At 48.5% G+C, this 5,175-nt stretch carries 1 tRNA gene and 3 rRNA genes; all 4 read left to right on the forward strand.

What is annotated here, in order from left to right:
- Nucleotides 1-177 precede the first annotated feature (177 nt).
- Nucleotides 178-1,726 (forward strand): 16S ribosomal RNA (locus BZZ03_RS11565).
- Nucleotides 1,727-1,836: 110 nt separating this feature from the next.
- Nucleotides 1,837-1,909: transfer RNA gene (locus BZZ03_RS11570), tRNA-Ala, on the forward strand.
- 166 nt (nucleotides 1,910-2,075) lie between these two features.
- A 23S ribosomal RNA gene (locus BZZ03_RS11575) occupies nucleotides 2,076-4,975 on the forward strand.
- Between the two features lie 84 nt (nucleotides 4,976-5,059).
- Nucleotides 5,060-5,175, forward strand: a 5S ribosomal RNA gene (gene rrf, locus BZZ03_RS11580).
- Together the 16S, 23S and 5S rRNA genes with 1 tRNA gene alongside form the textbook arrangement of a ribosomal RNA operon.

A 5,175-nucleotide genomic window follows, 5' to 3' on the forward strand; every position in this document is an offset into this window, starting at 1 on the left:
TGAGTTTGATAGAATATAATAGTTGTCGCGAGAGAGCGTATCTCTTACGAGAGCGATAGACCTTTGAAAACTGAATAAAGTAGAATGACTATATGCGAGAAGTTAACTTCTTGTATACCAACTGTCAATTCAATAATGAAAGACAAAACAACAGCCAGTTCATTTGATGAACTAAATTTAAATGAGAGTTTGATCCTGGCTCAGGACGAACGCTGGCGGCGTGCCTAATACATGCAAGTCGAGCGATGATTAAAGATAGCTTGCTATTTTTATGAAGAGCGGCGAACGGGTGAGTAACGCGTGGGAAATCTGCCGAGTAGCGGGGGACAACGTTTGGAAACGAACGCTAATACCGCATAACAATGAGAATCGCATGATTCTTATTTGAAAGAAGCAATTGCTTCACTACTTGATGATCCCGCGTTGTATTAGCTAGTTGGTAGTGTAAAGGACTACCAAGGCGATGATACATAGCCGACCTGAGAGGGTGATCGGCCACACTGGGACTGAGACACGGCCCAGACTCCTACGGGAGGCAGCAGTAGGGAATCTTCGGCAATGGGGGCAACCCTGACCGAGCAACGCCGCGTGAGTGAAGAAGGTTTTCGGATCGTAAAACTCTGTTGTTAGAGAAGAACGTTAAGTAGAGTGGAAAATTACTTAAGTGACGGTATCTAACCAGAAAGGGACGGCTAACTACGTGCCAGCAGCCGCGGTAATACGTAGGTCCCAAGCGTTGTCCGGATTTATTGGGCGTAAAGCGAGCGCAGGTGGTTTCTTAAGTCTGATGTAAAAGGCAGTGGCTCAACCATTGTGTGCATTGGAAACTGGGAGACTTGAGTGCAGGAGAGGAGAGTGGAATTCCATGTGTAGCGGTGAAATGCGTAGATATATGGAGGAACACCGGAGGCGAAAGCGGCTCTCTGGCCTGTAACTGACACTGAGGCTCGAAAGCGTGGGGAGCAAACAGGATTAGATACCCTGGTAGTCCACGCCGTAAACGATGAGTGCTAGCTGTAGGGAGCTATAAGTTCTCTGTAGCGCAGCTAACGCATTAAGCACTCCGCCTGGGGAGTACGACCGCAAGGTTGAAACTCAAAGGAATTGACGGGGGCCCGCACAAGCGGTGGAGCATGTGGTTTAATTCGAAGCAACGCGAAGAACCTTACCAGGTCTTGACATACTCGTGCTATCCTTAGAGATAAGGAGTTCCTTCGGGACACGGGATACAGGTGGTGCATGGTTGTCGTCAGCTCGTGTCGTGAGATGTTGGGTTAAGTCCCGCAACGAGCGCAACCCTTATTACTAGTTGCCATCATTAAGTTGGGCACTCTAGTGAGACTGCCGGTGATAAACCGGAGGAAGGTGGGGATGACGTCAAATCATCATGCCCCTTATGACCTGGGCTACACACGTGCTACAATGGATGGTACAACGAGTCGCCAACCCGCGAGGGTGCGCTAATCTCTTAAAACCATTCTCAGTTCGGATTGCAGGCTGCAACTCGCCTGCATGAAGTCGGAATCGCTAGTAATCGCGGATCAGCACGCCGCGGTGAATACGTTCCCGGGCCTTGTACACACCGCCCGTCACACCACGGAAGTTGGGAGTACCCAAAGTAGGTTGCCTAACCGCAAGGAGGGCGCTTCCTAAGGTAAGACCGATGACTGGGGTGAAGTCGTAACAAGGTAGCCGTATCGGAAGGTGCGGCTGGATCACCTCCTTTCTAAGGAATATAAAAAAAGATGTTGTTCTACTTTATTCAGTTTTGAGGGGTCTATAAAGACCAAACAAGCAGTCTTTTGATGCAAGATAGAGAAGATTGCGTTGAGAGAAGGGGCCTTAGCTCAGCTGGGAGAGCGCCTGCTTTGCACGCAGGAGGTCAGCGGTTCGATCCCGCTAGGCTCCATAAGATACGGAAGTATCTTGTCAACGAAGACGTTAAAATAGGAATTGATCATTGAAAACTAAATAACAATATCTTATAACGATAAATAAACCGAGAAATGGTAAAACATTTCTGTAAAGCTGCGAATTATTTTAAATAGTTCGAAAAAACTTATACTTGTTTTAATGGCAAAGTTAATAAGGGCGCACGGTGGATGCCTTGGCATTAAGAGCCGAAGAAGGACGTGACTAACGACGATATTCTAGGGGGAGCAGTAAGTACGCATTGATCCCTAGGTCTCCGAATGGGGAAACCCACTATGTTATGCATAGTATCCGTAAGTGAATACATAGCTTACGAGAAGGTAACGCAGAGAACTGAAACATCTAAGTACCTGCAGGAAGAGAAAGTAAAAACGATTTCCTAAGTAGCGGCGAGCGAACGGGAAACAGGCCAAACCAAGAAGCTTGCTTCTTGGGGTTGTAGGACTGCAACGTGGACTTAAAGTCTATAGAAGAATTACCTGGGAAGGTAAGCCAAAGAGAGTAATAGCCTCGTATTTGAAATAGACTTTATACCTAGCAGTATCCTGAGTAGGGCTGGACACGCGAAATCCAGTTTGAATCCGGGAGGACCATCTCCCAAGCCTAAATACTCCTTAATGACCGATAGTGAACCAGTACCGTGAGGGAAAGGTGAAAAGAACCCCGGGAGGGGAGTGAAATAGCACCTGAAACCGTGTGCCTACAAGAAGTTCGAGCCCGTCAATGGGTGAGAGCGTGCCTTTTGTAGAATGAACCGGCGAGTTACGTTATGATGCGAGGTTAAGCTGAAGAGGCGGAGCCGTAGCGAAAGCGAGTCTGAATAGGGCGCTTTAGTATCATGATGTAGACCCGAAACCTAGTGACCTATCCATGAGCAGGTTGAAGGTGCGGTAAGACGCACTGGAGGACCGAACCAGGACACGTTGAAAAGTGTTTGGATGACTTGTGGATAGCGGAGAAATTCCAAACGAACTGGGAGATAGCTGGTTCTCTCCGAAATAGCTTTAGGGCTAGCGTCGCAATTTAAGTGTATTGGAGGTAGAGCACTGTTTGGATGAGGGGCCCATCTCGGGTTACCAATTTCAGATAAACTCCGAATGCTAATACACATGTGCGGCAGTCAGACTGCGAGTGCTAAGATCCGTAGTCGAAAGGGAAACAGCCCAGACCACCAGCTAAGGTCCCAAAATATATGTTAAGTGGAAAAGGATGTGGGGTTGCACAGACAACTAGGATGTTAGCTCAGAAGCAGCTATCATTCAAAGAGTGCGTAATAGCTCACTAGTCGAGTGACCCTGCGCCGAAAATGTACCGGGGCTAAACATATTACCGAAGCTGTGGATTTAATATTAATTAAATGGTAGGAGAGCGTTGTAATCAGCGATGAAGGTATACCGTGAGGGGTGCTGGAGCGATTACAAGTGAGAATGCCGGTATGAGTAGCGCAAGATAAGTGAGAATCTTATCCACCGTAAGACTAAGGTTTCCAGGGGAAGGCTCGTCCGCCCTGGGTTAGTCGGGACCTAAGGCGAGGCCGAAAGGCGTAGTCGATGGACAACAGGTTGATATTCCTGTACTAGTATTGTTAGTGATGGAGGGACGCAGTAGGCTAAAGGGAGCCAGTTAATGGATTCTGGTCTAAGCAGTGAGGTGTGGAATGTGTCAAATGCATTTTCCTTTAACATTGAGCTGTGATGGGGAAGCAACTACGGTTGCGAAGCCCTTGATGTCACACTGCCAAGAAAATCTTCTAGCGTTTAATTCAATACTACCCGTACCGCAAACCGACACAGGTAGTCGAGGCGAGTAGCCTCAGGTGATCGAGAGAACTCTCGTTAAGGAACTCGGCAAAATGACCCCGTAACTTCGGGAGAAGGGGTGCTGTAGAAATACAGCCGCAGTGAAAAGATCCAAGCAACTGTTTATCAAAAACACAGCTCTCTGCTAAACCGCAAGGTGATGTATAGGGGGTGACGCCTGCCCGGTGCTGGAAGGTTAAGAGGAGGGGTTAGCTTAGGCGAAGCTCTGAATTGAAGCCCCAGTAAACGGCGGCCGTAACTATAACGGTCCTAAGGTAGCGAAATTCCTTGTCGGGTAAGTTCCGACCCGCACGAAAGGCGTAATGATTTGGATACTGTCTCAACGAGAGACTCGGTGAAATTTTAGTACCTGTGAAGATGCAGGTTACCCGCGACAGGACGGAAAGACCCCATGGAGCTTTACTGCAGATTGATATTGAGTACCTGTGAAGCATGTACAGGATAGGTAGGAGACTTTGACCTTGGGACGCTAGTTTCAAGTGAGTCGCTGTTGGGATACTACCCTTGCTTCATGGTTGCTCTAACCCACACGCATAATCGGCGTGGGAGACAGTGTCTGTCGGGCAGTTTGACTGGGGCGGTCGCCTCCTAAAGAGTAACGGAGGCGCCCAAAGGTTCCCTCAACATGGTTGGAAATCATGTGTAGAGTGTAAAGGTATAAGGGAGCTTGACTGCGAGAGCTACAACTCGAGCAGGTAGGAAACTAGGGCTTAGTGATCCGGTGGTACCGCATGGAAGGGCCATCGCTCAACGGATAAAAGCTACCCTGGGGATAACAGGCTTATCTCCCCCAAGAGTTCACATCGACGGGGAGGTTTGGCACCTCGATGTCGGCTCGTCGCATCCTGGGGCTGTAGTCGGTCCCAAGGGTTGGGCTGTTCGCCCATTAAAGCGGCACGCGAGCTGGGTTCAGAACGTCGTGAGACAGTTCGGTCCCTATCCGTCGCGGGCGTAGGAAATTTGAGAGGATCTGCCCTTAGTACGAGAGGACCGGGGTGGACTTACCGCTGGTGTACCAGTTGTTCCGCCAGGAGCACCGCTGGGTAGCTATGTAGGGAAGGGATAAGCGCTGAAAGCATCTAAGTGCGAAGCCCACCTCAAGATGAGATTTCCCATTCTTTATGAATTAAGAGCCCTGAGAGATGATCAGGTTGATAGGCTGGAAGTGGAAGTCCTGCGAGGGATGGAGCGGACCAGTACTAATAGCTCGAGGACTTTACCAAGTAATAGAACATATGAGTTCAGCTTTACTTATTTATCAAGAGATTGTTATTTAGTTTTGAGTGTTCAATACATTCAGACCATGATTTGGTATTCATTGCATAGGAGATACACCTGTTCCCATGTCGAACACAGAAGTTAAGTCCTATTACGCCGGAAGTAGTTGGGGGTTGCCCCCTGCGAGATAGGGTAAATGCCAAGT

The sequence above is a fragment of the Lactococcus petauri genome (assembly GCF_002154895.1).
In the GTDB taxonomy this organism is placed as follows: domain Bacteria; phylum Bacillota; class Bacilli; order Lactobacillales; family Streptococcaceae; genus Lactococcus; species Lactococcus petauri.